The sequence below is a fragment of the Serinicoccus sp. JS2-9 genome, from assembly GCF_059025165.1.
This window is the reverse complement of sequence record NZ_CM180091.1, coordinates 1,983,214-2,006,875: the sequence shown is the minus strand read 5'-3', so window position 1 is coordinate 2,006,875 and position 23,662 is coordinate 1,983,214. Positions and strand designations below refer to the sequence as shown.

Annotated in this window: 16 protein-coding genes and 3 pseudogenes; 10 read left to right on the top strand and 9 right to left on the bottom strand. The window is 67.8% G+C overall.

Going from position 1 to position 23,662, the window contains the following annotated elements; all coding sequences use genetic code 11:
* Positions 1–363: 363 nt before the first annotated feature.
* Positions 364–801: pseudogene (locus AC5PYY_RS09785) on the top strand (ATP-binding protein); the annotation flags it as partial.
* Between the two features lie 387 nt (positions 802–1,188).
* A complete protein-coding gene (locus tag AC5PYY_RS09780; protein ID WP_493899355.1) occupies positions 1,189–1,944 on the top strand; it encodes a transposase in 756 nt (251 codons plus the stop codon).
* On the opposite strand, the pseudogene AC5PYY_RS09775 reads toward AC5PYY_RS09780, so the two are convergent.
* Positions 1,930–3,395: pseudogene (locus AC5PYY_RS09775) on the bottom strand (IS1634 family transposase). The gene AC5PYY_RS09780 and the pseudogene AC5PYY_RS09775 overlap by 15 nt on opposite strands.
* 152 nt (positions 3,396–3,547) lie before the next feature.
* Here AC5PYY_RS09775 and AC5PYY_RS09770 point away from each other — a divergent pair.
* Positions 3,548–3,964 (top strand): annotated as a pseudogene (locus AC5PYY_RS09770) (transposase); the annotation flags it as partial.
* A gap of 191 nt (positions 3,965–4,155) precedes the next feature.
* On the opposite strand, the gene AC5PYY_RS09765 reads toward AC5PYY_RS09770, so the two are convergent.
* From AC5PYY_RS09765 to AC5PYY_RS09745, 5 genes are all read right to left on the bottom strand, one after another.
* The gene (locus AC5PYY_RS09765; RefSeq protein WP_493896627.1) at positions 4,156–5,325 is read right to left on the bottom strand and encodes a PP_RS20740 family protein; all 1,170 of its coding nucleotides are present in this window, start codon (positions 5,323–5,325) and stop codon (positions 4,156–4,158) included.
* A 1-nt stretch (position 5,326) separates the two neighbouring features.
* Complete coding sequence (locus AC5PYY_RS09760) at positions 5,327–7,258, bottom strand: ATP-binding protein (protein ID WP_493896626.1); 1,932 nt, start codon at positions 7,256–7,258, stop codon at positions 5,327–5,329.
* Positions 7,259–7,401: 143 nt separating this feature from the next.
* Positions 7,402–10,290 (bottom strand): vitamin B12-dependent ribonucleotide reductase, encoded by a 2,889-nt coding sequence (locus AC5PYY_RS09755; protein WP_493896625.1) that lies wholly within the window; start codon positions 10,288–10,290, stop codon positions 7,402–7,404.
* Between the two features lie 82 nt (positions 10,291–10,372).
* On the bottom strand, positions 10,373–10,864 hold the full coding sequence (gene nrdR / locus AC5PYY_RS09750; RefSeq protein WP_493899354.1) for a transcriptional regulator NrdR: 492 nt from the start codon (positions 10,862–10,864) through the stop codon (positions 10,373–10,375).
* 328 nt (positions 10,865–11,192) lie between these two features.
* The gene (locus AC5PYY_RS09745; RefSeq protein ID WP_493896624.1) at positions 11,193–12,365 is read right to left on the bottom strand and encodes a thermonuclease family protein; all 1,173 of its coding nucleotides are present in this window, start codon (positions 12,363–12,365) and stop codon (positions 11,193–11,195) included.
* 164 nt (positions 12,366–12,529) lie between these two features.
* Here AC5PYY_RS09745 and AC5PYY_RS09740 point away from each other — a divergent pair, with 164 nt between their 5' ends.
* The 3 genes from AC5PYY_RS09740 to AC5PYY_RS09730 all read left to right on the top strand — a co-directional run bounded on the left by AC5PYY_RS09740 (position 12,530) and on the right by AC5PYY_RS09730 (position 14,809).
* Positions 12,530–13,180, top strand: a complete 651-nt coding sequence (locus AC5PYY_RS09740) for a hypothetical protein (RefSeq protein WP_493896623.1) — start codon at positions 12,530–12,532, stop codon at positions 13,178–13,180.
* A 127-nt stretch (positions 13,181–13,307) separates the two neighbouring features.
* Positions 13,308–13,907 carry a DUF6318 family protein gene (locus tag AC5PYY_RS09735; protein ID WP_493896622.1) on the top strand — a complete coding sequence of 200 codons (600 nt, stop codon included), beginning with the start codon at positions 13,308–13,310 and terminating at the stop codon, positions 13,905–13,907.
* A gap of 65 nt (positions 13,908–13,972) precedes the next feature.
* A complete protein-coding gene (locus AC5PYY_RS09730; protein ID WP_493896621.1) occupies positions 13,973–14,809 on the top strand; it encodes a hypothetical protein in 837 nt (278 codons plus the stop codon).
* A gap of 10 nt (positions 14,810–14,819) precedes the next feature.
* On the opposite strand, the gene AC5PYY_RS09725 is transcribed toward AC5PYY_RS09730, so the two are convergent.
* Both AC5PYY_RS09725 and AC5PYY_RS09720 read right to left on the bottom strand, forming a co-directional pair.
* Positions 14,820–15,425, bottom strand: a complete 606-nt coding sequence (locus AC5PYY_RS09725) for a response regulator (protein WP_493896620.1) — start codon at positions 15,423–15,425, stop codon at positions 14,820–14,822.
* The gene (locus tag AC5PYY_RS09720) at positions 15,422–16,519 is read right to left on the bottom strand and encodes a sensor histidine kinase (protein WP_493896619.1); all 1,098 of its coding nucleotides are present in this window, start codon (positions 16,517–16,519) and stop codon (positions 15,422–15,424) included. Before AC5PYY_RS09720 ends, AC5PYY_RS09725 begins: the two co-directional genes overlap by 4 nt.
* A gap of 102 nt (positions 16,520–16,621) precedes the next feature.
* Between AC5PYY_RS09720 and AC5PYY_RS09715 the strand changes: the two genes are divergently transcribed.
* The 3 genes from AC5PYY_RS09715 (at position 16,622) to AC5PYY_RS09705 (ending at position 20,502) form a co-directional block, all read left to right on the top strand.
* A complete protein-coding gene (locus AC5PYY_RS09715) occupies positions 16,622–18,277 on the top strand; it encodes an HNH endonuclease signature motif containing protein (RefSeq protein WP_493896618.1) in 1,656 nt (551 codons plus the stop codon).
* 182 nt (positions 18,278–18,459) lie between these two features.
* Positions 18,460–19,512 (top strand): LLM class flavin-dependent oxidoreductase, encoded by a 1,053-nt coding sequence (locus AC5PYY_RS09710; RefSeq protein ID WP_493896617.1) that lies wholly within the window; start codon positions 18,460–18,462, stop codon positions 19,510–19,512.
* Between the two features lie 141 nt (positions 19,513–19,653).
* Positions 19,654–20,502, top strand: a complete 849-nt coding sequence (locus AC5PYY_RS09705; RefSeq protein ID WP_493896616.1) for a CPBP family glutamic-type intramembrane protease — start codon at positions 19,654–19,656, stop codon at positions 20,500–20,502.
* A gap of 93 nt (positions 20,503–20,595) precedes the next feature.
* Here AC5PYY_RS09705 and AC5PYY_RS09700 read toward each other — a convergent pair whose 3' ends face one another.
* The gene (locus tag AC5PYY_RS09700; RefSeq protein ID WP_493896615.1) at positions 20,596–22,803 is read right to left on the bottom strand and encodes a RecQ family ATP-dependent DNA helicase; all 2,208 of its coding nucleotides are present in this window, start codon (positions 22,801–22,803) and stop codon (positions 20,596–20,598) included.
* Between the two features lie 110 nt (positions 22,804–22,913).
* On the opposite strand from AC5PYY_RS09700, the gene AC5PYY_RS09695 reads away from it, so the two are divergent.
* Positions 22,914–23,627 carry an HAD family hydrolase gene (locus tag AC5PYY_RS09695; RefSeq protein WP_493896614.1) on the top strand — a complete coding sequence of 238 codons (714 nt, stop codon included), beginning with the start codon at positions 22,914–22,916 and terminating at the stop codon, positions 23,625–23,627.
* Positions 23,628–23,662: the final 35 nt, after the last annotated feature.

Genomic DNA, 23,662 nt, shown 5'->3' with positions numbered 1-23,662 from the left:
CGAGAAAGGTGCAACAGCGCGAATGTCTTGCCTATGCAGGCTCTTCGTGTTCGAGGGTGGGGTGAGGGCGCGGCGCCGATGCGCTGGGCGGGGACGGGGTCGAGGTCGTCAATGATCAGGGGACTTCTCCTTCTCCCGATCGCCAAGTGCCGGCGGCGCTTGAAAAATAGACAGTAGCGGCGCTCGAAAAGTGGACACTCCGCCAACGATTGGAGTGTGATCACCATGGAGGACTGGGCGCTGATCAGGAGGCTGGCCGCCGACGGTGTGCCGAAGGCCAGGATCGCCAGGAGGTTGGGCATCTCGAGTCCCAAGTGGCGGTCGGACGGGAGTTCTCTCGCGCCGCTTGACAGACATAGAAGCATCCTGGCCACCGCCCTCGGTGTCGCCGCCGCCCGGCAACGGCACCGGGTCTTGTTCGCGACCGCCACCGACTGGGTCACCCGCCTGACCGAGGCCCACGACCGCGGCCGCCTCACCGCCGAGCTGACCCGGCTACGCCGCTACGGGCAAATCATCATCGACGAGGTCGGCTACCTACCCTGCGAACAGGACGCCGCGAACCTCTTCTTCCAACTCGTCTCATCCCGCTACGAGCACGCCTCCCTGATCCTGACGTCGAACCTGCCATTCAGCTCCTGGGCAGGCGTCTTCGGTGACCAGGTCGTCGCGGCCGCGATGATCGACCGCATCGTCCACCACGCCGACGTCATCGCCCTTAAAGGCGCCTCCTACCGGCTACGCGACCGCGGCGTCGAGACCCTGCCCAGCATCAAGGCCGAACAAGAATCCCTAGACTGAGACCGTCCACTCTTCGACCGCCGAAACCGTCCAGTTTTCGAGCGCCGTCGGCACCAAGGACTTCGACGTGTCTGAGCCTACGTCGCGCTGCCGTGCCCTGGGCACCAAAGGCGCGTACTGCCACAACTGCGACCTTCTCGTCGGACTCGAGAGGCCTGCATGTCACCGCCGTCCGGCATGAAATCGTGCTAGTCACCGTGACCATCGAGTGAGTCCCAGTCGCGACAGGGTTCCGGGCTGCGGGACGGTGGCTGAAGCGAACAGCCATCGCGGTCCGCCTGGTCGACGCGCCCTACTTCGACACCCCGGTCGTGCTGCGGTGCCGCAAGCGCCGCTGCCGGTGCCGCGAGGACGGCTGCCCGGTACCGACGTTCACCGAACAGGTGCCTGACCTGCTCCAGCGCGGCCCAGGCCGGTTACACCGTGGTCGAGGCGCCGCGGATGAGCGCCCGCGCCAACCGGGGAATCGGTAAGTCCGACACCCTTGACGCACGTCGCATCGCCCAAGCGGCCGTGCCGTTGAACGACACTCAACTGCGTCTGCCGCGCCACGACGAGGGCGAACGGGCCGCGTTGCGGATCCTCATCGCCGCGCGCGAGCACATCACCAACGAGCGCACCGCATCCATCAACGCGCTGCTCGCGCTGCTGAGGATCGTCGACCTCGGCATCGACGCCCGCGGCACCCTCAGCACCACTCAGGTCAGCGAGATCACCGCGTGGCGCGCCCGTGCCGAGGAAGTCTCGATCCGCGTGGCACGCGCCGAGGCCGTCCGACTCGCCAAGCGTGTCCGCGCGGCCGACAAGGAACTGGGCGAGCTCACACGCCAGATGACCTCGCTCATCGAAGCGAGTCCGGCCGGGGCCCTGGTCGATCAACCCGGCATCGGGCCCGTCACCGCTGCCATCGCCTACGCCGCGTGGTCACACCCAGGCCGCGTCCGTTCCGAGGCAGCGTTCGCGAGCCTCGCCGGCGTCAACCCCATCCCCGCCTCATCCGGCAACACCGTGCGTCACCGCATCAACCGCGGCGGCGACCGCCGGCTCAACCGCGCGCTGCACATGGCCGTCGTGACCCGCATGCGGATGGACCCCGAGACCCGCGCATACGTCCTGAGTTCGGCCAATTTAGTGCGTGCTTGACTGGTCCTTGATGGCGTCGAGGGCCTCGGCGAGATCCTCGGGGACGGGGTCGACGGCGGTGATCGTGTGCTCGCCCGCGGCGATGCTGACTGTTCGGTATCGACGGGCGGTCTTGACGAAGCGCTTGATGGACCAGCTGGTCGTCTGCTCAATCCAGTGAGCGACGGTCATGGCGGCGAAGACGATGGTCAGGTGGGCCTCGATCGAGTCCTGCTTGCGGTGGTAGATCGGGCGGGCGCGCAGGTCGGACTTGGCCATCCGGAAGGACCGCTCGATCTGGAACAGCCGCCGGTAGGACCCGATGACCATGTCGGCGTCGGGGTCGGGCAGGTTGGTCACGTAGGCCTTCCAACCGGCTAACGACTTGGCCTTCTCCTCCAGCTCCCGGTTCACCGAGCGGGTCCCACCGGAGAGCTGGACGAATCGGTTGCGCTTCACCGACGCCTTGCCGGCCACGGCTGCCTCGGCCTTGGCGACCTGGGTCTCGATGCCCTTGATCGTGCGCCGGCCCCGGTCGTGGGCGTAGGAGTAGAACGTCGTCACGTCCCGACCCTTGGTGGACGGCCCGCCCGGCCAGCGGGCGGTCAGCGTGAGCCCGTCGGGCACCTCCTTCCCGGGGTGGTCCTTGCGCCACTGGTCGATCACATACGGGACGCGGGGCATCTTCGCGCCCAGAATGTAGGACAACCCCGCAGCCTCGATCGCGTCCATGTTCGCCTCGGAGACCATCCCGGCGTCGGCGACGATCACCACGTCGTGCAGGCCGTGGGTCTCCATGAACGCCCGCAACGTGGGGAGCATCGTCTTCGTTTCGGCCTTGTTGCCCTCGAAGGCGTGCACCATAACGGGAATCCGTTGGCATCGGACAGCAGGCCGACGGTGATCTGTGGGTCCAGGCGCCGTTCCTTGCTGAACCCCGGTTCGCGGAACCCGTCGCCCTCATCGGTCTCGAAGTACAGCGTGGTGACGTCGTACAGCACCAGCGTCGCCGGACCCAGGTTGACCTGCGCGGCACACGCCTCGGCGAGCTGCTCACGGAACCCGATCGCCGAGTACAGCCGCAACCGGCGGGTGATCGTGCGGTCCGAAGCCGGGACGATGCCGGCCTCGGCGATCACACGCGGAGCATCCGCCTTGGAGGTGGGCTCGATGATCCGAGCGAGCACTAGCTGCCGGAAGACCTCATCGCCGACCGCGGCGTCGAACCCGAGCGCGTCGTAAGCCATCGATAGCGAGTCCCACAGGTGGCCCATCCGCGACGCCGTGATGTGCAACGGCCCACCGGCCTCCGGCGGCGGCTGGATCCCCAGGTCCAGCTCGCCCTGCCCCGCGAGCAGCTTCTGCCGGCCCGCAGCCTTGAGCAGCTCGACCTCCGCGTCCGTGGCTGCCGAGCCCAAGTGCTCGATCTGCCTCGAGCCCTTCGTCGACGACCACACAATCTGGACCGCCATCTTGCCGGAAGCCGTCTTCACCGTCCGGACGTAGGCCACCGCGACACTCTAGTGACCCTGCTTAGTGCACAACTTCCACGCTGCCACGCCCTGAACCTGCACGTCACGGACCTGGCGGCCTCGCAAGCTCCGCAACGTGGCCGAAGTCAGGCCAGATGACCTCGCTCATCGAAGCGAGTCCGGCCGCGGCCCTGGTCGATCAACCCGGCATCGGGCCCGTCACCGCTGCCATCGCCTACGCCGCGTGGTCACACCCAGGCCGCGTCCGTTCCGAGGCAGCGTTCGCGAGCCTCGCCGGCGTCAACCCCATCCCCGCCTCATCCGGCAACACCGTGCGTCACCGCATCAACCGCGGCGGCGACCGCCGGCTCAACCGCGCGCTGCACATGGCCGTCGTGACCCGCATGCGGATGGACCCCGAGACCCGCGCATACGTCGAGAAGCGCACCGCCCAGGGACGCACCACCCGCGAGATCCGCCGATCGCTCAAGCGCTACCTCGCCCGCCAGATCTACCGACACCTGAACGCCGCGCCGTCGACACTTGCGGCCACCGAACAAGCTGCTTGACAAACATAGGAAATTCAACGGCCTCATCGAACTGCACCGCCTACTCGCCCGGGGCTCAGAACCGGTCCAACTACACATTGCGAATGCACCTCATCGGCGGGGGAATCAACCTATGACACCCAGCACAACTGGGAAGAGCCGCTCAACGCCGTGACCAGCTTGTCCACCCCACGGATGGACAACCACCACAGTCAATTGCTCTTCTCACGCGTGTCAAACCCGCTCCAAACCAGGGGGTATTTCACATGCTCCCGAAGCAGCCAATCAGTGTAGGAACTTACGTCGTACCCCAACATTGACAGAAGCGCAACCGAGTCGTCTACGTTGCGCTTGATGCTAGCTAGTGACGCCGCCATTCGGCAATCAACGTTCTCCACGCCTGCCATACGCGCCGCGAACGCTTCCGTCGAGATAACCGTGTTCTCTCGGACGACCATATTTGACAATCCGTCAGGGTCCGAAACCCCACGAGCAACACGTTTCAGTTTGACAGCTATTGAATACATGTCCGCCTTCCCCCAATCCGAGCCCGTTCGAAAACAGAATATTGGCCTTAAAGCCACCTGGAAGCCGCGCTCGATGGCTCGATTCTCCAGCCAGGAAAGAAAGCCTGCAACATGGATCTGGGAACGGCCGTCAATTTCACTCACTAGTTCATCTTGTGAAAGCAGCGCTCCTCCCTCCAGGCCGATCTTTTCCGCTGAAAGCTCGACAAACTTATCTGCCACTTCTCCAGACACAGCATCTTCATCGAAGCGGGCGGTCACGAAAAAGACCTGGCTATGGTCGGCCTGCAATTGATGATCAACTATCGACTGAATCGCGTTAAAGTAATTGACCCCATTGAAAGTTGAGCTCAATGCCGTACATAGGTCAAGATTGACGACATGGAATGTGCCCCAGTCCTTCAGTTTCACAGACAGTTCGGACTTCAGGTGATAAATGTCGCGCAGGTCCCCTCCATGCGTCATGGAATCATTTGAGATCCGATGGTGTCGCTTCAGGGTGAACTCAGTGGAACTCAGCTGCGCGTAATTCGAGGCCCTAGGATTGGCTTCCGTTGACACACCAAAATAACGGATCGTCAGTCCATACTCTTCGCCAAGCCCTTGCGAGAGGTGATGCAAATCCATGTAGTCAGGTCCTGGTAATCCCAGATAATGTAGCGTTGAACCCTGGTTAACATTGTTCCTAACAAAGTCTCGGATCTCGCGCTCCCATTGCACGCTTCGCACGTACTGCTTGCGAGGACGGTGCCAAGGCGCGAATTGCCTGTCTATGGGGACAGCCATATCAGCTGGACCTAAGCCGATAAGGCTTTGAAGTTCTTCAGATTGCGAAGGACCATCCAGAGGCGTCATCTCAGATTTCCTCCAGAATGGCGACCAGCGATCCAAACAAGGCGGAACGTTGCGCCGACCCCATGCCGTCGAGAACGCCGTACACTTCAAGAACCGAAACCACTCTCTCTGCACGAGCCAGCGATCGAGCAGAAGGCGTCCCCGCGTCCTCGACAACGGCTGCCTGTGGCGAGTACGACATCACTTCTACTCCGTCACTAGCTTGGCCTGGCGCCTCCGACTCGCTGCGAAGCTGAACCCGAGACCACTCCGCGGCGCCACCTGAAGCCATTTCCGCAGCTCGTCGCATAACTTTGTCGTAGGCATCTTGCTGTGCGCCGAGGTCTGTTGCCTTTCGCATTCTGCGTGCTTCCGCGGCTAGACGCTTTTGGGTAGTGGCCACCTGACGCAAGGCGCTGTGTAGCCACCGCGTCAAGACGATTGTATGAGGGTGAGCATTATTGAAGCTTTCCCGATCGATATTTAGGGCACCCTCCAATCCTTCTGTAACAAATATCTCACAAGATATCTGCCTTAGTCGAGTCAATTCAGCGACCTTGTAGGACATAAAACTTGAGTCGAACAGCGTTCCGCTCGCGCCGTAGATTCGGATGAGGGCCCCCTGGTGATCCGCTGGGACTACCCTTGGATGCCAGCACAGATAGGCGTGGAACTCTAGTGGCCCAGCGCTTACTTCATGCGCAAAACCGATGAATTCTTCGCGCATTCGCCCAGTAAAAATCAGAGGCTGCTGCAGTACATGCTGAGTGCGGGGCATCCCCTGGAAGATGATCGGTCGTTCGATCCTGACGCCGTCAAACGTGACTCGAAATTCGTCACCTCCCCCCACATCGGGGACCTGATCGACCTCTCGGAGAGTCTTTCCGTAAGTAATCTCACTAAACGGCTCGGCAGTCCCAAGCCGACTATTGGACAAATGGAAGAATTGCCCCCAGTCGCCCACGGTCTTGTCGTACAGTGAGCCACCAACGTATTCGAGGGGCAGGGCCAGGCCAAGGTTCCATATTGTTTGAAGGTATGTGTCAAACATCTCCGAGAGACGGACATTCGATGTGCTCCGACCCTCGTCCATTAAGCCTTGAACCATCGACATCATGGCCCGACCGTCCCTAAGCTCCTCCCCACTCCAAGGCAATGATCGATCGGCCTCTTTCTGCCCATGGTAGAGCCCCTCACCAACAAGTCGACCTATGTGATACTTGGGGGCTTTCACTGCAGCTCTGGGTGCATCTGGGTCCGGTGGCGCGTCAACTGCCGCCCACACTGACCGCGACGACAGAGTCTCGCGAGCCTGGGGCCGAATTGATGTTAGGGAAATTGTGGTGCCATGGATTTCCGCATCGGAGCTTGGCTCGCGCCAGATTCGAAAACGACCGGCCTCTATTTGTTCCTCTCCCTCAACCATTCGTGTGTCTGAGTACTGGTGCAATTGAATTCTAGCAACCGTCTGATGCGTTTCACCAGCAGTCTTTGTGATGATTTGAAAACTGCTGGAGAGTTGGGATACGCTAAATATCCCAATTCCAAGCTTGCCAATAAGCCTTCGCCCGCCGGGGCTGTAGTCAGCGTTTACTGACGAGGATACCCCTAACGCCTTTCCTCGCTCCGTTCGTTTAGAGCTTCCTCCAATGTTGTGGAGGACGTCAATCAGAACCTCGGGAGTCATGCCATTCCCGTTGTCTTCCACCGACACACGATCGAATTGCGGTGCATCGGTACGCACCTGAACCCAGGTAGCATCCGCATCATAAGAGTTGGCAATTAGTTCGCGCAGTGCGGATCCCGGTTGCCGATATATTCCGTCCGTGACCCTAGCAATGACCTTGTCACTAGTACGCAACACGTCTTCAACGTGCTGCGTAGCGCCGGAGCTCGCTCGAAGCCTGTCTACTTGCTGCTGCTGCAACCGCTGCGTGTTCTGTGTCCCACTCATGGCACCCCTGAGTCTCGATTCCGGCTCAGCGTAGCCGATCGCGCATGGAGCCCGTTCAAGAATGGCTGGTTTCGGCGATCGAGATTTCCAGCGGGCAACGGCCCGGGCTGTCCCACCAGACCCGGGCCGCCGACGGCTGCTGTTCAGCTGCAGCCGCTGGTGCTCCCGCAACCCTCACACACGTAGCACGACCCAGCCGGACGCATCTTGGTGCCACACGTCATGCAGATCGGCGCGTCGGCGACCTTGCCCTGGAACTGCTCGAGCAGCTCGGCCGAGGAGTGGATCTCCGCGTCGACCTTGCGGGCGTCAGCGGCGCCGGCACCTGACTGGTCGGCGACCTTCTCCACCTTGTCGGCCTTCTTGGCCGGCGTGGTGGCGGCGGTCTGGCTGTAGTTCTCCAGCTCGTCTTCGTAGTCGTCGTCGTCGTTCGACGGCTCGAGCGGAGCGTAGGAGCCGGTCTCGAGCTGGCGGGCCCGCTCCTCCGCGGTGTGGATGCCCATGAACGACCGGGTCTCGAAGTCCAGGTAGTCCAGCGCCAGGCGGCGGAAGACGTAGTCCATGATCGACTGCGCCATACGCACGTCCGGGTCGTCCGTCATACCTGCCGGCTCGAAGCGCAGGTTGGTGAACTTCTCGACGAAGGTCTCCAGGGGCACGCCATACTGCAGCCCGATCGAGACGGCGATCGAGAAGGCGTCCATGACGCCGGCGAGGGTCGAGCCCTGCTTGCCGAACTTGAGGAACAGCTCGCCCAGGTCACCGCTCTCGTAGGTGCCGGCGGTGAGGTAGCCCTCCGCTCCGCCCACGGCGAAGCTCGTGGTCTGGCTGGTCCGGCGCTTCGGCAGCCGCTTGCGAACGGGGCGGTACTCGACCACCTTCTCCACCGGCGCCTCGACCTCGTCCGCCTTCTTGTCCTTGTCCTTCTTGCCGTCGGACAGCGGCTGGCCGACCTTGCAGTTGTCGCGGTAGACCGCGAGCGCCTTGAGCCCGAGCTTCCAGCCCTGCAGGTAGACCTCGGCGATCTCCTCGACGGTGGCCGACTCGGGCAGGTTGACCGTCTTGGAGATCGCGCCGGAGAGGAACGGCTGCGTCGCCGCCATCATCCGCACGTGGCCCATCGGCGCGATCGCACGCGCGCCCATGGCGCAGTCGAAGACCTCATAGTGCTCGGGCTTGAGACCGGGGGCGTCGATGACGTGACCGTTCTCGGCGATGAACTCGACGATCGCCTCGATGGTCTCCTCGGCATACCCCAGGCGGTTCAGGGCGCGAGGGATCGTCTGGTTGACGATCTGCATCGAGCCGCCACCGACGAGCTTCTTGAACTTCACGAGCGAGAAGTCGGGCTCGATGCCGGTGGTGTCGCAGTCCATCATGAAGCCGATGGTGCCGGTGGGGGCGAGCACCGAGGCCTGCGCGTTGCGGTAGCCGTGCTTCTCCCCCGTCTTGACGACGGCGTCCCAGGCCTTGGTCGCAGCCTTGTGCACGGCGGCATCCATGGAGTGCAGCGTGCGGATCTCGTCGTTCGCCGCCTGGTGCTTGCGCATGACGCGCTTGTGCGCGTCGGCGTTGCGGGCATACCCGTTGTAGGCGCCGACGACACCGGCGAGCTCGGCGGAGCGCTTGTAGGCGGCGCCGGTGAGCAGCGAGGTGAGCGCCGCGGCGAGGGCGCGGCCGCCCTCGGAGTCGTAGCCGTGGCCGGTGGCCATGAGCAGCGCGCCGAGGTTGGCGTATCCGATGCCGAGCTGCCGGTAGTTGCGCGTCGTCTCACCGATCGGGTCGGTCGGGAAGTCCGCGAAGCAGATGGAGATGTCCATCGCGGTGATGACCAGCTCGGCCACCTTCTGGTAGGTCTCGACGTCGAAGGTGTCGTCGTCGCGTAGGAACTTCAGCAGGTTGAGCGAGGCGAGGTTGCAGCTGGAGTTGTCGAGCGACATGTATTCCGAGCAGGGGTTGGACGCGGTGATCCGGCCGGTCTCGGGATTGGTGTGCCAGTCGTTGATCGTGCCGTCGTACTGGATGCCCGGGTCGGCGCACTCCCACGCCGCCTGCGCCATCTTGGTGAAGAGCTCCTGGGCGTCGACGGTGGAGATGACCGAGCCGTCCTTGCGGGAGGTCAGGCCGAACTCCGTGCCCTCCTCCACGGCGCGCATGAACTCGTCGGAGACGCGCACCGAGTTGTTGGCGTTCTGATACTGCACCGAGACGATGTCGTTGCCGCCGAGGTCCATGTCGAAGCCGGCGTCGCGAAGCGCACGGATCTTGTCCTCCTCGCGTGCCTTCGTGTCGATGAACTCCTCGATGTCGGGGTGGTCGACGTCGAGCACGACCATCTTGGCCGCGCGGCGGGTCGCGCCACCGGACTTGATGGTGCCCGCGGAGGCGTCCGCACCGCGCATGAAGGAGACCGGGCCGGAGGCGGTGCCGCCGGAAGACAGCAACTCCTTGGAGGAGCGGATGCGGGAGAGGTTGAGGCCGGCACCAGAGCCGCCCTTGAAGATGAAGCCCTCCTCCTTGTACCAGTTGAGGATCGAGTCCATCGAGTCGTCCACCGACAGGATGAAGCAGGCGCTGACCTGCTGCGGGCTGGCGGTGCCGACGTTGAACCACACGGGAGAGTTGAAGGAGAAGATCTGGTGCACGAGCGCATACGTCAGCTCATGCTCGAAGATCTCGGCGTCCTCGTCGGTCGCGAAGTAGCCGTGCTCCTTGCCCGCCTGGGTGTAGGTGAGCACGACGCGGTCGACCAGCTGCTTGAGGCCGGTCTCGCGGGCCTCGGTGCCCACGGCGCCGCGGAAGTACTTTGTCGTGACGATGGTGGAGGCGTTGGCCGACCAGAAGTCCGGAAACTCCACGCCGCGCTGCTCGAAGATGGTGTCGCCGGTCTTCCAGTTGGTCTGGACGACGTCTCGCTTCTCCCAGGTGACCTGGTCGTAGGGGTGGACACCCGGCGTGGTGAAGATGCGCTCGATCGTCAGGCCCTTGCCGCTCTTGCGCGTGCGCGTCTTCGACCCGGTCGTCTCGGTCATGACTAGCTCTCCTTGGTGGGGACGTGCGGTGGATTCATGTCCTGTATGCAGTGCAGCACCCGGCACTGACATACCTGGCTTGTTAGGTGGTTTGTGCTGGTGAGGCGGGGTGTGTGTCTGAGGTCGCGTCGCGCTCGGCGCGCAGCAACGTGATCGCCGACTCGAAGTCGTCGAGGTTGTCGAAGGCCTGGTAGACCGACGCGAACCGGAGGAACGCGACCTCGTCGAGGTCCTTGAGCGGCGTGAGGATGGCCAGGCCGACCTCGTGCGCGTCGACCTCGGCCTGCCCGAGCTGGCGGATCGACTCCTCGACCTGCTGCGCGAGCAGCTGCAGCTGGGCATCGGTGACCGGGCGGCCCTGGCAGGCCTTGCGGGCGCCGGAGATGACCTTGTCGCGGCTGAACGGCTCGGTCGCGCCGGAGCGCTTGATGACCGAGAGGGTCGCCGTCTCGACGGTGCCGAAGCGGCGCCCGCACTCGGGGCACTGCCGGCGCCGGCGGATGACCGTGCCCTCCTCCTGGACGCGGCTGTCGACGACCTTGGAGTCGGTGTGACGGCAGAACGGGCAGTGCATGTCACGCTCCTCTCGGTCGGTCACCGGCCGGTCGTGGCTGCCCTCGGTGGTGCCGACAGCAGCGCGGTGCGAGCCCCTGCGTGGCAGGCGCCCTGTGGGTGGATCTGGGGACGGTCTGTGGATGACGTGTGGTTTCACGCCCTCCGGTTGTGCACAAGATGTGGACGAACCACAGGCTTGTAACTACTAGATATGGTGATCGTAGGCGAGGGGGCTACTAGATGCAAGGGGTGGCGTGTCGCCGCCGCGGGTCGTCTTCAGCGGCCGCGGAACGACGCGGATTTCGGGGTCGGACCGGCCAGCGCGGGCCACCCCGGCCCGCGACCCATCAGGGGTTGATCGGCTGCTTCGTCTCGCAGTCGATCGGGGTGTAGGCGCGGCCCTGGTCGTCGATGTAGGGGCCGCCGACGTAAGCGCGGCAGCCGGTGTAGCCGGCACCCGGGCGGGCCGCGGGCGGCTCCGGGCTCGGGGCCGGCTGCGGGTCGGGCGCCGGAGCGGGGTTGGGGGCCGCTGGCTGCTGGGGTGCCGGCTGCTGCTGCGGCGCTGCCTCCGCGCGCCGGGCCTCCTCCGCGGCTGCTGCCTCGGCAGCGGCCTGCTCTGCCGCCGCCTGCTCTGCCGCCCGCCGGGCCTGCTCCTCCTTACGAGCCTTCTCCTCAGCCTTGCGCTCGGCCTCCGCCTCTTCACGCGCCTTCTTCGCAGCCGCCTTCTCACGCGCCTCCTCGGCGATCCGGGCGACCTCAGCCTGACGCTCCTCGACCACCGCAGCGGCACGGTCGCGGAGCTCGGCCACCCGCGAGCGCAGCTCGGAAACGCTGTCGCGCGGCATACCGGCTGCGGCCAACGACCCCGGCTCGGCGGCGTCGATGAGGGCGAGCAGCTCGGTGCCCTCGTCGGCGGCCGCAGCGGCCGCGTCCACGTTCTCAGGAGTCGGCTCCCCCGCCTGACCCTCCAGCGAGGTGACAGAGTCGGCATACCGCTCGGCGCGAGCCTCCAGCGTGCACGCGGCGTCCGGAGAGAACATCCCGACCTCGCTCTCCCGCGCCTCCTCGAAGGCCGCGACGACCTCGTCGTAGAACCGTTCGTTCGGCTCGAAGAGCACGGGCACCCCGAGCCCGGCACGCGCGACTTCGGCGTTGATCAGATCCCCGCCCTCGAAGACGCCGGCGAGCTCGCGGCCGTAGCGATCGAGCAGCTCCTCGTCGAACTCGAGCCGCACCTCGTCACCCGGTTGCAGGCGCTCGGTGAGGAAGTCCGTGGCCTCCGGCCCGAGGCACTCGACGACCTCGTCCGGGTGCTTCGTCTCGGGGGCGTCGACGTTGAGCAGGCGGATGCGGTGGTCGTCGCCGCCGTAGCGGACGTCGACCGTGTCGCCATCGATGACGCGGATGACCTGACCTCGGGTCGGGGTGTCGCCGCCGAAGGCGGAGTAGGCGACGCCGGTGCCGGCGACGAGGACCGTCGCGGCGATAGTCGTGGCGACGATGGAGCTGGCTGAGGGCATCAGGGATCCTCACGGGAGTGCGGCTGGGCGGGTCACGGTCGCCCGGGAGGACCTTACTGGTGGGTCAGTGCCAGGGCTCCCCGGGGTGGCGTCGTCGCGGCCGACCGGAGGGGATGGTGCAGACTGGCCCGGTCCGTCGGGGATCGGTCCGGGGAGGGTATGCCGTGAGGAGAGTCGCGTGGGTCGCCGCTGCCGTCGTGGGGTCGGCTGCGCTGATGGGGTGCGACGACTCCCCTCGCCCGGCCGCGCCGCCCGGGTCGGAGGCCGCGCTCGGGACGGGAGATGCCGCGATCGAGGAGGGCGTCGCGACGACGGAGGTCGCGGCCACGACGGAGGCGGGGGCGACGGAAGCTGCGGCGGCGACGCAGGCGCCGGAGACCGCGACGACCGCGGCGGCAACGGGAGACCTGGCGCTCGCGACTGAGGAAGCAGACGACATACCCCTTCCGGTCGGCGAGCCGCCCGAGATGCACGACGTCGCGGTGCAGCAGACCGAAGCCGGTGCCGCGGCGTTCGCCGAGCACTACCTCGACGCTCTGGGTTGGGCGTTCCAGACCAGCTACGTCCCCTACGCCGCCAGCCTGCGCACCGACGATTGCTGGACCTGCGCCGGGCTCGAGGACGCCGCGCGGGCGATGGGGCGGCCGGAGGGCTTCGTCCGGACGACGGATATCTCGGCGGCGGTCACCGGCGCAACGGCACAGGTCGACGCGTCCGTCGAGCGACTGGCGGACGACGGCGCGCCCGCGGAGATGGCCCTCACGCTGCGATGGGACGGCGTGTGGCTGGTCCAGGAGGTCGGCTTCGTCGAGTGAGTCGCCGGGTGGATCCTTACCGAACTTTTACTGTGGACAACGGTGCAGGCTCTCGATCATGTTGCAGACTGGCAGGGTCCGACGGCCGCGGTCGACCCGTGGCCGGCTGATTCAGGAGGGGTATGTCGTGAGACGCACCGTGATCGTTGCTGCCGTCATGCTGGCGGGTGTCGTCGTCGCCGGGTGCGACGGGTCGGCCGAACCGGCGCCACCGCCCACGTCCGAGGAAGCGCTGACGACCGCGACGCAGGCGCCGGCCGAGGAGGAGGCTGCGACGACTGAGGCGAAGGCGAGCACCGAGGCCCCCGCCGCCGGGCCGCCCGAGATGCCAGCAGAGGCGATGGAGCAGACGGAGGAAGGGGCGGAGGCGTTCGTCGAGCACTACATCGAGCTCGTCAACTTCACAGGACGGCAGCCCCAAGCCGGGCTCTTGGAGAAGTTCGCCTCCGACAGCTGCCAGTCATGCGCCAACCGTGAGCAATCGGTCACTTACGGCGTAGAGAATAATCAGTCCCTCGCTCAGGACACCTTCATTGTTGGACCGATCGAGTCGATGTTTATGGAGGACTCGGCCCGAGTAGCGATCGAGCTAGAGCAGATTGCGCAGCCTTACCTCCGCGATGGCGAACCCACAGACCGAGAATTGGAGAGCGAAGCCGCGACCCTCATTTTTCGAACGTCATGGCAGGACGGCTGGCTGATAGATGAGATAACCATCGAGCAATGACCGCCGCTGCCCAAGCCCTACAGATCGGCTCCGTCCTGGCGGCGGCACTGATGCCTGCCTCTCCCGTGGACGACCCTCCTTGCGGAGGCTTCGAATGCGAGAATACTGGGGGCGGCGCAGAGATTGGCCTGACGCGGGAAGAGGTCGCCTACAAGGCCGATGAGTGGCCGTCGGGGAGTAACTCTGAGAACCCCACCTCCTGGTACGACTACGTCGCCGTCATCGACTGCCGGCCACCGAACAGCCCCGAGCAGCCCCGTCTCGAGATCTGCGGCTTCGCGGTCTCCTTCTGCGAGGACAACGTCCCCGAGTCCTCCGGTCCGCGGTCCTGGATCTATCGCCGCACCGCCGATGCCTCCGGCCCGACCGGCGGCTGGGAGGAGGTGGCGCCCACCTGCTTCACTGACGCCGTGCCGGCCCGCTCCGGCGAGCCCGCCCAGGAGCTCACCGAGGCGATGATCGTCGAGCAGTTCCACCGCACCGATTTCGCGCTCCCCCAGGCGATTCTCGAGCCTCCGGACGGCCGAACCCTGGTCAACCTGCCCGTCTACTTCCAACTCGCCTGGCCGGAGGACGGGTTCGAGCCTTCCGAGATCGACACCACGACGATCGTGGGCCACGAGGTGCGCATCCGCCCGACCCTCATCGGTGCGACATACCTGACCGGCGACGGCACGAGCATCGGCCCGACCAAGAGCCTGGGCGGCCCCTATCCCGACGGCGACATCACGCACGAATACGCCGACGCGGCGGACGTTGCGCCCTACATCTCGGTGGAGTACGGCGGCGAGGTCAGCGTCGACGGCGGCGACTGGAACACCATCCCGAGCAGCGCCGTCATCGATGGGCCCGCCGCACCGCTGGAGGTCCTCACCTCCCGTAACCGCCTCTACGACAACTGACGCACCGGCGCTACAACCAGCCCCGGTCCTCCGCGAACTTCGCCGCCTCGACCCTCGTCGCGGAGCCGGTCTTGCCGATCGCCGACGACAGATAGTTGCGCACCGTGCCGGGCGACAGGTAGAGCCGGGTCGCGATCGTCGCCACCGGCGCGCCGTCCAGCGCCTCGCGCAGCACCTCTCGCTCGCGCTCGGTCAGCGGGTTCGGCCCGCCGATGAGCGACTCGGTCGCCAGCGTCGGGTCGACCACCCGCAACCCGGCGTGCACGCGCCGCACCGCCTCGGCCAGCTCCGGCGCCGGAGTGTCCTTGACGACGAAACCGCTCGCCCCGGCATCCATCGCCCGACGCAGATACCCCGGTCTGCCGAACGTCGTCACCATGAGGCACCGCGTCTGCATACCTGCCTCGCGCAGCGCCTCGACCACGGCGATCCCGTCGGCGCCGGGCATCTCGATGTCGAGCAGGCAGACGTCGGGCGCGGCGTCGCGCACCGCGTCGACCACCCGGTCGCCGCTCCCGACCTGCGCGACGACCTCCATGTCGCGCTCGAGATCGAGCAGCGCGGCCAGCGCGCCCCGCACGAGCGCCTGGTCGTCCGCGAGCAGCAGCTTGATCACAGCTTCACCTCCAGCAGGGTCCCGACACCGTCGGGCCCCGGTCCGATCTCCAACCTGCCGCCGGCCTGCTCGACCCGCTCCCTCAGCCCGCGTATGCCGTTCCCCTCACCCTGGCCCCCAACGCCACGCCCGTCATCCCGCACCTGGAGGGTGCTCTCCCCCAGCTCGACCGCGCATACCCCGGCCTGGCTGTGCCGGATGACGTTGGTGACCGCCTCGCGCAGCACCCAGGCGAGCGTGATGCGGTGCCGCGGGTCGACGACGGTGAGGTTGACCGGCAGCTCGGCGTCGATCCCGGCGTCCTCGAGCGCCATCCGCGCGGAGTCGACCTCCTCGGCCAGCCGCACGACCCGCAGCCCGCCGACCGTCGCGCGGATCTCGGCCAGCGCCTGGCGGGTGAGGTCCTGGATCTGCGCGAGCTCCTCCTTGGCGCGCTCCGGGTCGGCGTCGACGAGGCGGCGGGCGAGCTCGGTCTTGATCGTCACCACGGTGAGCGAGTGCCCGAGGACGTCGTGGACGTCGCGCGCGACGCGCTCACGCTCCGCCGTGAGCGCGAGCTGACCCTCGGTCTCGGTCGCGGCCTCCTGCTGCTCCTCCAGATAGCGGCTCAGCACCGAGATGGCGAGCACGAGCAGAGAGATGCCCCAGTACATCCCCGACGGCCAGACTCCCCACGTCAGGGCGCTCGCCACGAGGCCGACGACGAAGATCGGGATGGAGGTGAACCAGATGAGGCGCCACGGCAGGAAGAACACCGAGATGCTCACGACGAAGGGCAGCGCCGTGAGCGCGTTGGGGCCGACGAGCAGCGCGAGCACCACCGCGAGCAGCAGCAACGCAGCCAGACCGATCAGCCCGTCGCGCTGCGCCGCCGCGAAGTCCCCGTCCACCACCTGGTGCGTGGTCCGCCGCACCGTGACGACGTAGCCGACGATGAACCCGGCGATTACCGCCGTTGACCCGAGCTGCCAGAGGAGAGCGCGGTCGCCACCCCAGATGAACAGCAGCGGGAAGGCGAAGAAGCCCAACCAGATCGCGCCGAAGAGCCAGCCCCAGCGTGCCCAGGCGGCGTCACGCTGGCTCGTCTTTCCCATGCCTCCACTCTGCCACCCCTCGCGACCGCCGAGCGATGACAGGTGTCACCGGCATCGTTGCACGTCAGGGGGTTTGTCAGTGGTGGGTGTTTGAGTGTGGGTATGCAGCAATCAGGGGGAGGGAGCCAGCCGGGGGCGGACGTGTGGGCGCCGTCGGGGCGGGCTTCCTGGGGTGGTTCGGCGTGGGATGCCGCGCCCCTGGAGGTGGAGGCCGACATCCGGGCCTATGTCACCGAGGTCGCTGGCCGGGACCCGCGGCCAGCCACGGACCACGACTGCGCCTCAGGCCACGGCTGCGGCTGCGGCTCGGGACACGGCTGCGGCTGTGGCTCGGGCCGCGACCGTGCCTCGGGTCACGACAGCGGCTCGGGCGATCACGGCGGCGCTGGTGGCGGGGTCTCGGAGGTCGACTGGTCCGAGGAGGACGCGGCGTTCAACGCGGTCGTCACGACCGATGACCTGGACCCGTCCGCCTATACCGCGTTGATGGACGAGGTCGCCCTGGCCCTGGACGGTGGGCCGCACTGGTTCCCGACCGAAGAGCTGTCCCGAGGCGTGGACGGCGCCCGCCGCGGCCTGGCCCGGGCCACCCTGACCGCCGAGGACACGGTCACCGTCCAGGACAGCGACCTGACCACCGCGATCGACGCGTTCGGCACGTTGCACACCCAGCTCGGCGCGTTCGGGTTCACCCTGGCCCGAGAAGCCGCAGCCAGAGGCCTGCACACCGCCTCGGCCCTGTCGTTGGTGGACTGGCTCCGAGTCCGCTGCCCCTTCCTGTCGGTCACGGACGCCGCCCACATCAAAGACGTCGTGACCGCCTCCCAATCGCCCGCGACGGCGCAACTAGCCGACGGTGTCGCAGCCGGGCAGATCCCGCTGCACCGAGCCGCGCTCGTCGCCCGCACCATGAAACGCCTCGCCTCCTCGTTGTACCCCGACGAGCAGGAGGCCTACGCCACCATCGCGACCAACGCCGCCGCCCGGAAAGACCTGACCGACCCCGAGCTCGCGAAGGTGTGCCACGCCCTGATCGAGCAACTCCTGAACGAGAAAATGCCGAAAGAGCGGGAGCGTGCCGCGCACGCACTGCGGTCGGTCACGACCCGCAAGGTCGGGCGCGGGTTGACCCGGTTCACGATCGACGCCCCCGACGGGGCCGCCGCCGCGATCACCGGGATCCTCACCTCCGCCCTCGCCGCGCCCGCCCCGACCAAAGACTCCCGCGGGCACGTCACCAGCACCGATGACCGGACCCCAACCCAACGCCGCTTCGACGCCCTCATGACCGTCGTCAACCGTGGCCTGGGCCACCCCGGCGCGCCACCCTCCACCGCACGCGCCGCGGTCATCCTCACCATCCCGGTCGACCCCGCCACCGGCACCCAAACCGGGCCGGCGACCACGGCCACCGGGGACTACGTGTCCCCGGCCGCCGCCGCCCAGGCCGCCTGCACCGCCGATGTGACACCCGTCTGGGTCAACCCCGACGGGGAACCCCTCACCCTCGGCCGCACCGCACGGTTCGCCAGTCCGGCCCAGTGGAAGGCCCTCGCCGTCCGGGATGGCGGGTGCACCTACCCCGGGTGCTCGGCGCCACCCCAGTGGTGCGACTCCCACCACCTCACCCACTGGGCCCGCGGCGGGCCCACCGACACCACCAACCTCGCCCTGCTCTGCGGGCGGCACCACACTCACGTCCACCACCACGACCTCACCGCCACCCTCCACGGCGGCACCGTCACCTGGCACCTCTGACCACCCCGCCCCGACGCCGGCCCGCACGGGCCGGCTCGTAGGCCTGCCCGAAGGTGACGCCGCCACGGCATACCTGTGCGCGAAGGTGACGCCGGCACCGCATACCTCGCGTCCGGTCGCTGGCAGGCCCACCGGTGACGCCGGCACGGCATACCTGGCCATCCGTTCGCGTTGACCCAGACATGTCATCACCGCGCGTCCCGCTGTCCGTGCTCGACCTCGTGCCCCGTTCGCAGGGCATGACGCCGGCGACCGCGATCGAGGAGTCCGTGGCCCTGGCCCGAGAGGTCGACCAGCTCGGCTACCACCGCTTCTGGATGGCCGAGCACCACGGCTCCGAGGCCTTCATGTCCTCAGCCACCTCTCTGCTCCTGGGCCACGTCGCTCATGCCACCGAGCGCATCCGCCTCGGCTCCGGCGGCGTCATGCTGCCCAACCACTCCCCGCTCATGGTGGCGGAGTACTACGGCACCCTCGCCACGATCCACGGCGACCGCTTCGACCTCGGGCTCGGGCGCGCGCCTGGCACCGACCCGATGACCGCCGCCGCGCTCTCCCGCTCCAGCGGGCATCTCCCCGACTTCGCCGCTGAGGTCCGTGACCTGCAGGGCTATCTCGGCGATCCGCGGCCCGGTGCCCGCGTCCGGTCGCTCCCCGGCGAGGGCACCAAGGTCCCGCTGTGGATGCTCGGCTCGTCCACGGGGGGCGCGCAGGTCGCCGCCGCCCTTGGCCTGCCCTTCTCCTTCGCGTCCCACTTCGCGCCGGACCAGCTGCGGGAGGCGCTGAGCCTCTACCGCGACCGCTTCCGGGCCGACGCCGACACCGCCGAGGTGGACCGACCCACGACGATGGCCGGGGTCAACGTGCTCGTGGCACCGACGCAGGAGGAGGCCGAGCATCTCTTCACCACCGCCCAGCTCATGGCCATCCGGATCCGCTCCGGCCAGCCGGCACCGCTCGATCCGCCGGTCGAGAGCCTCGCCGCCGTGGTCCCGGCCGAGCTGCTGCCGCTCGCCAACGCGCACCAGTCGGTCCGCATGGTCGGCACCCCCGACGTGGTCGTCGACAAGCTCGAGAGCTTCGCCGCACAGCACAAGCTCGACGAGCTCATCGTCACGACCTACACCTTCGATCCCGAGATGCGGCGCCGGAGCTATCGCATGCTCGCCGAGGCGTGGGGCCTGGAGGCGCCGTCTGGTAAGCCGTCTTCCACCCTGATCGCGGTCAGTTCCTGACGCCGAAGCCCCACGGGACCGCCGCTCGCCGTCGGTGGGGTAAGGCCATCGAGCTGACCTGACCGTCGGGGACGACAACGCGATCCAGCGTGACTCCTGCTCCCCGCGCGGACGGCTGAGCCGCACCGTCACAATGGGTGCGTGACCTCCGCCGACGCCGACCGCACCGCCGACCAGGCCGCGCCCGCCGACGCCGACGCCGTGCCGGGTCTGCGCACGCTCCTGCCCGCCGCCGGCGTGTCGCTGTCCGCGTTGCTGCTCTTCGGCATCCACCTGCCCTGGGCCGGCTATGCGCTGCTCGTCGCCAGCCTCGTGGCGGCCTTCCTGCTGCACCGGGAGCTCTTCCGCGACCTGCTGCTCATCGCACTGGGCATCGCGATCGTCTCCACCACCTCGGTGGAGGCCGACATCAGCTGGGACATGTTCTTCCTGCTGGGCTTCGTCCTGACGGCTGCCGTGGCCACGCCCGTCCTCGTCGACCGCCTGATCTACCAGCGACAGGCCATCAGGTTCCCCTGGATCACCGGCCGCCGCTGGACACGCCTCCAGTGGGCCTACGTGATCGCCGTCCCGGTCCTCGGCTACCTCATCCTGCCGGTCTACTTCATCCGCTCGGGCAGCTATCAGAACTGGCCGCCCATCCAGACGGCGAGCGAGTTCGGGCGATTCTTCGTCGGCGTCAACGCGGTCGGCCTGTGGGACGAGCTCTTCTTCATCTGCATCTGTTTCGCGCTGCTGCGGCGGCACTTCCCGCTGTGGACCGCCAACATCCTGCAGGCCACGATCTTCGTGTCCTTCCTGTGGGAGCTCGGCTACCGCTCCTGGGGGCCGCTGCTCACCATCCCCTTCGCGCTGCTGCAGGGCTATATCTTCACCCGCACGAAGTCGCTCACGTATGTCGTGCTCATCCACCTGCTCTTCGACGCGGTCGTCTTCCTCGCGATCGTGCACGCCCACGACCCGAGCATCTTCCCCTTCTTCCTCTACTGATCGTCAGGCCCACCACCCCCGCTGAGAGCCGGCCCGGCGCGTGGCCAGAGCACCCGTCGGCCTCACCGCTGCCGAGCTCTGGTCCTCCCGACCTCATCCCTCGATCGCCAGCACCAGCGGCAGCACGCCGTCCGCCCCCGCGAGCCGCAGGGCACGGGCGGCGACGGTGAGGGTCCATCGCGAGTCCACGACGTCGTCCACCAGGAGCACCGGACCACGCACGCCCGCCAGCGTCTCCCGCAGCTCGGCACCCACGACGATCCGGTCCCACACGTTCGCCAGCCGGAAGGCGCTGTTGCCGCCCGACTCTCCGACCGGACCGCCGTGGGCCAGATCGAGCGTCCCGAGCAGCGGCAGCCTCCCGATCTGGCTGATCTGCTCGGCCAGCGATCCGACGACGGCGGGCCGCCCGCGCGAGGGCATGGCCACCACGCCGACCGGCCGCTGCGCCCAGTCCCAGCCCGCGAGCACCTCCACCACGGCGCGGGTCACCGACTCGGGCACCGGCTCCCCCGGCGCAGGTGCCCCGCGGGTCTCGACGGGCTCATCGGGATCCTCGGGCCCCTCTGGTTCGGCCGCGACCGAGCGCCCGCGCTCGAGCACCGCCCGCAGCCGTTGCCCCCACCCCAGGTCCGACAGCCTGGCCAGGGCACGCCCTTCCAGCGCCTGCTCCGCCGGCGGGATCTTGCCCTTCACCTCGACGCCGAGCCGCGGCATCCCCGAGGGCCACTGCGACCGCGGCGCGACCGGCACGCCCACGCCACCCAGCCGCTCTCGCGCGGAGCCCACGGCCCCCTCGGGGACGTCGCTGGGGAACCACGGCCCCGCGCACCGGTCACACCGCCCGCAGGGCGCCGCGCTCGCGTCGTCGAGGCACTCCTGCAGGAAGGCCATCCGGCAGCCGTCGGTCTGCTGATAGGCGAGCATGAGCTCGGCCTCGCGCACCCGAGCCTCGGCCACCCGCGTGTAGCGCTCACGGTCGTAGACCCACGGCTCCCCTGTCGCGACCCAGCCGCCCTGGACCTTCTCCACCGCCCCGTCCACGTCCAGGACCTTGAGCAGCAGCTCCAGGCGGGTCCGCCGCACGTCCACGATCGTCTCCAGCGCCGGCGTCGACAGTGGCCGCTGCGCCTCCGCCAGCGCCGTGAGCACGGCGTCGGCCTGGTCCTGACGCGGCATCGAGACCGTGGCGAAGTAGTTCCAGATGTCGCGATCCTCCGAGCCCGGCAGCAGCAGCACGTCGGCGCGCTCCGTCGCGCGCCCGGCGCGCCCGACCTGCTGGTAGTAGGCGACCGGCGAGCTCGGCGCCCCCAGGTGCACCACGAACCCCAGATCCGGCTTGTCGAAGCCCATCCCGAGCGCACTCGTGGCCACCAGCACCTTGACCTGGTTGTCCCGCAGCGCCCCCTCCAGCCGCTCGCGGTCCTCCGGGTCGGTGCGCCCCGTGTAGGAGGCCACCTCGTGCCCGGCTCCGCGCAACGCCTCCGCGACGTCCTCGGCCGCCGACACGGTGAGGCAGTAGATGATGCCGCTGCCGGGCAGCGAGCCCAGGTGCGCCAGCAACCAGCCCAGCCGCTGCTCGGCGCTCAGCCGCGGCAGCACCCCCAGCCGCAGCGAGGCTCGCGCCAGCGGCCCGCGGATGGTGCGGACCTCGCGCCCACCCACACCCAGCTGCTCGACCACGTCTCCGACGACACGCTCGTTGGCCGTCGCCGTCGTCGCCAGCACCGGGGTGCCGTCGGGCAGCCCGTCCAGCAGGGTCCGGATCCGTCGGTAGTCGGGCCGGAAGTCGTGCCCCCAGTCGCTGATGCAGTGCGCCTCGTCGACGACGAGCAGGCCGCACCGGGCCGCGAGGTCGGGCAGCTGCTCCTCCCGGAAGCGCGGGTTGTTGAGCCGCTCCGGGCTCACGAGCAGCACGTCCACCTCGTCGGCGGCGAGGGCGGCGCGCACCTCGTCCCACTCGGCGGCGTTGGCGGAGTTCATCGTCACCGCGCGCACCCCCGCCCGCGCCGCGGCAGCGATCTGGTCACGCATCAGCGCCAGCAGCGGCGAGACGATGATCGTCGGCCCGGCCCCCTCGGCGCGCCGCAGCGACGTGGCCACGAAGTAGACCGCCGACTTGCCCCACCCGGTCCGCTGCACCACGAGCACCCGCGCGCGCTCCTCCACCAGCGCACGCACCGCCTCCAGCTGCCCATCCCGGAAGTCCGCGTCGTCCCGGCCGACCAACCGCCGCAACGCCGCGCGCGCCGCCCCGGCCAGCTCCTGGCGATCCACCTGCTGCTGCTCCACCTGCTGCATACCCCCGACCGTAACCGCCACCCCCGACAGCCCACCCGGCCGTCCACAGGCTCGCCCGGCACACGCCATCGCTGACGCCCCGACCTACCCCGTCCCCTAGGCTGGCCTGCGTGAACTGGGACTCCGTGACAGCTGTCCTCTTCGACCTCGACGGTGTGCTGACCCCCACAGCCGACGTCCACATGCGCGCCTGGGAGGTGATGTTCACCCGCGTGCTCGACCAGCAACCCACCTCGATGGCGCCCTACACCGACGCCGACTACTACGCCTACATCGACGGCAAGCCGCGCTACGAGGGCGTGCAGTCCTTCCTCGACGCGCGCGGCATCGACCTGCCCCCCGGCACGCCCACCGACCCGCCCGAGCTGCAGACGGTGTGCGGCCTCGGCAACCGCAAGAACGAGCTCTTCAACGAGGTGCTGCAGGCCGAGGGCATCCGCGCCTATCCCGGCTCGGTGGCCCTGCTCGACGCGCTGCAGCGCCGCGGGATCGCCATGGCCGTGGTCTCCTCCTCCAAGAACGCCCCGTCGGTGCTGCGCACCGCGGGCCTCGCCGATCGCTTCCCGGTCGTCGTCGACGGGACCGTCGCCGCGCACGAGCTGCTCGCCGGGAAGCCGCGCCCCGACACCTTCTGGTATGCCGCCGAGCAGCTCGGCCAAGAACCCGCCAGCTGCGTCGTCGTCGAGGACGCGGTGTCCGGCGTCGAGGCCGGGGCGGCCGGGGGCTTCGCCCGGGTCATCGGTGTCGACCGCGGCGCCGGTCGCGCGACACTGATGGAGGCCGGCGCGGACGAGGTCGTGGCCGATCTGGCCGATCTCATCTGACCTGACTCGTTCGACGACGTCCGACCAAGGAGCAC

What these genes read in the sequence shown, in the direction of transcription:
- AC5PYY_RS09765 (WP_493896627.1), bottom strand. Translation starts at nt 5,325, where the DNA reads ATGACGCCTCTGGATGGTCCTTCGCAATCTGAAGAACTTCAAAGCCTT.
- AC5PYY_RS09760 (WP_493896626.1), bottom strand. Translation starts at nt 7,258, where the DNA reads ATGAGTGGGACACAGAACACGCAGCGGTTGCAGCAGCAGCAAGTAGAC.
- AC5PYY_RS09755 (WP_493896625.1), bottom strand. Translation starts at nt 10,290, where the DNA reads ATGACCGAGACGACCGGGTCGAAGACGCGCACGCGCAAGAGCGGCAAG.
- nrdR (WP_493899354.1), bottom strand. Translation starts at nt 10,864, where the DNA reads ATGCACTGCCCGTTCTGCCGTCACACCGACTCCAAGGTCGTCGACAGC.
- AC5PYY_RS09745 (WP_493896624.1), bottom strand. Translation starts at nt 12,365, where the DNA reads ATGCCCTCAGCCAGCTCCATCGTCGCCACGACTATCGCCGCGACGGTC.
- AC5PYY_RS09720 (WP_493896619.1), bottom strand. Translation starts at nt 16,519, where the DNA reads ATGGGAAAGACGAGCCAGCGTGACGCCGCCTGGGCACGCTGGGGCTGG.
- AC5PYY_RS09715 (WP_493896618.1), top strand. Translation starts at nt 16,622, where the DNA reads ATGCAGCAATCAGGGGGAGGGAGCCAGCCGGGGGCGGACGTGTGGGCG.
- AC5PYY_RS09710 (WP_493896617.1), top strand. Translation starts at nt 18,460, where the DNA reads ATGTCATCACCGCGCGTCCCGCTGTCCGTGCTCGACCTCGTGCCCCGT.
- AC5PYY_RS09700 (WP_493896615.1), bottom strand. Translation starts at nt 22,803, where the DNA reads ATGCAGCAGGTGGAGCAGCAGCAGGTGGATCGCCAGGAGCTGGCCGGG.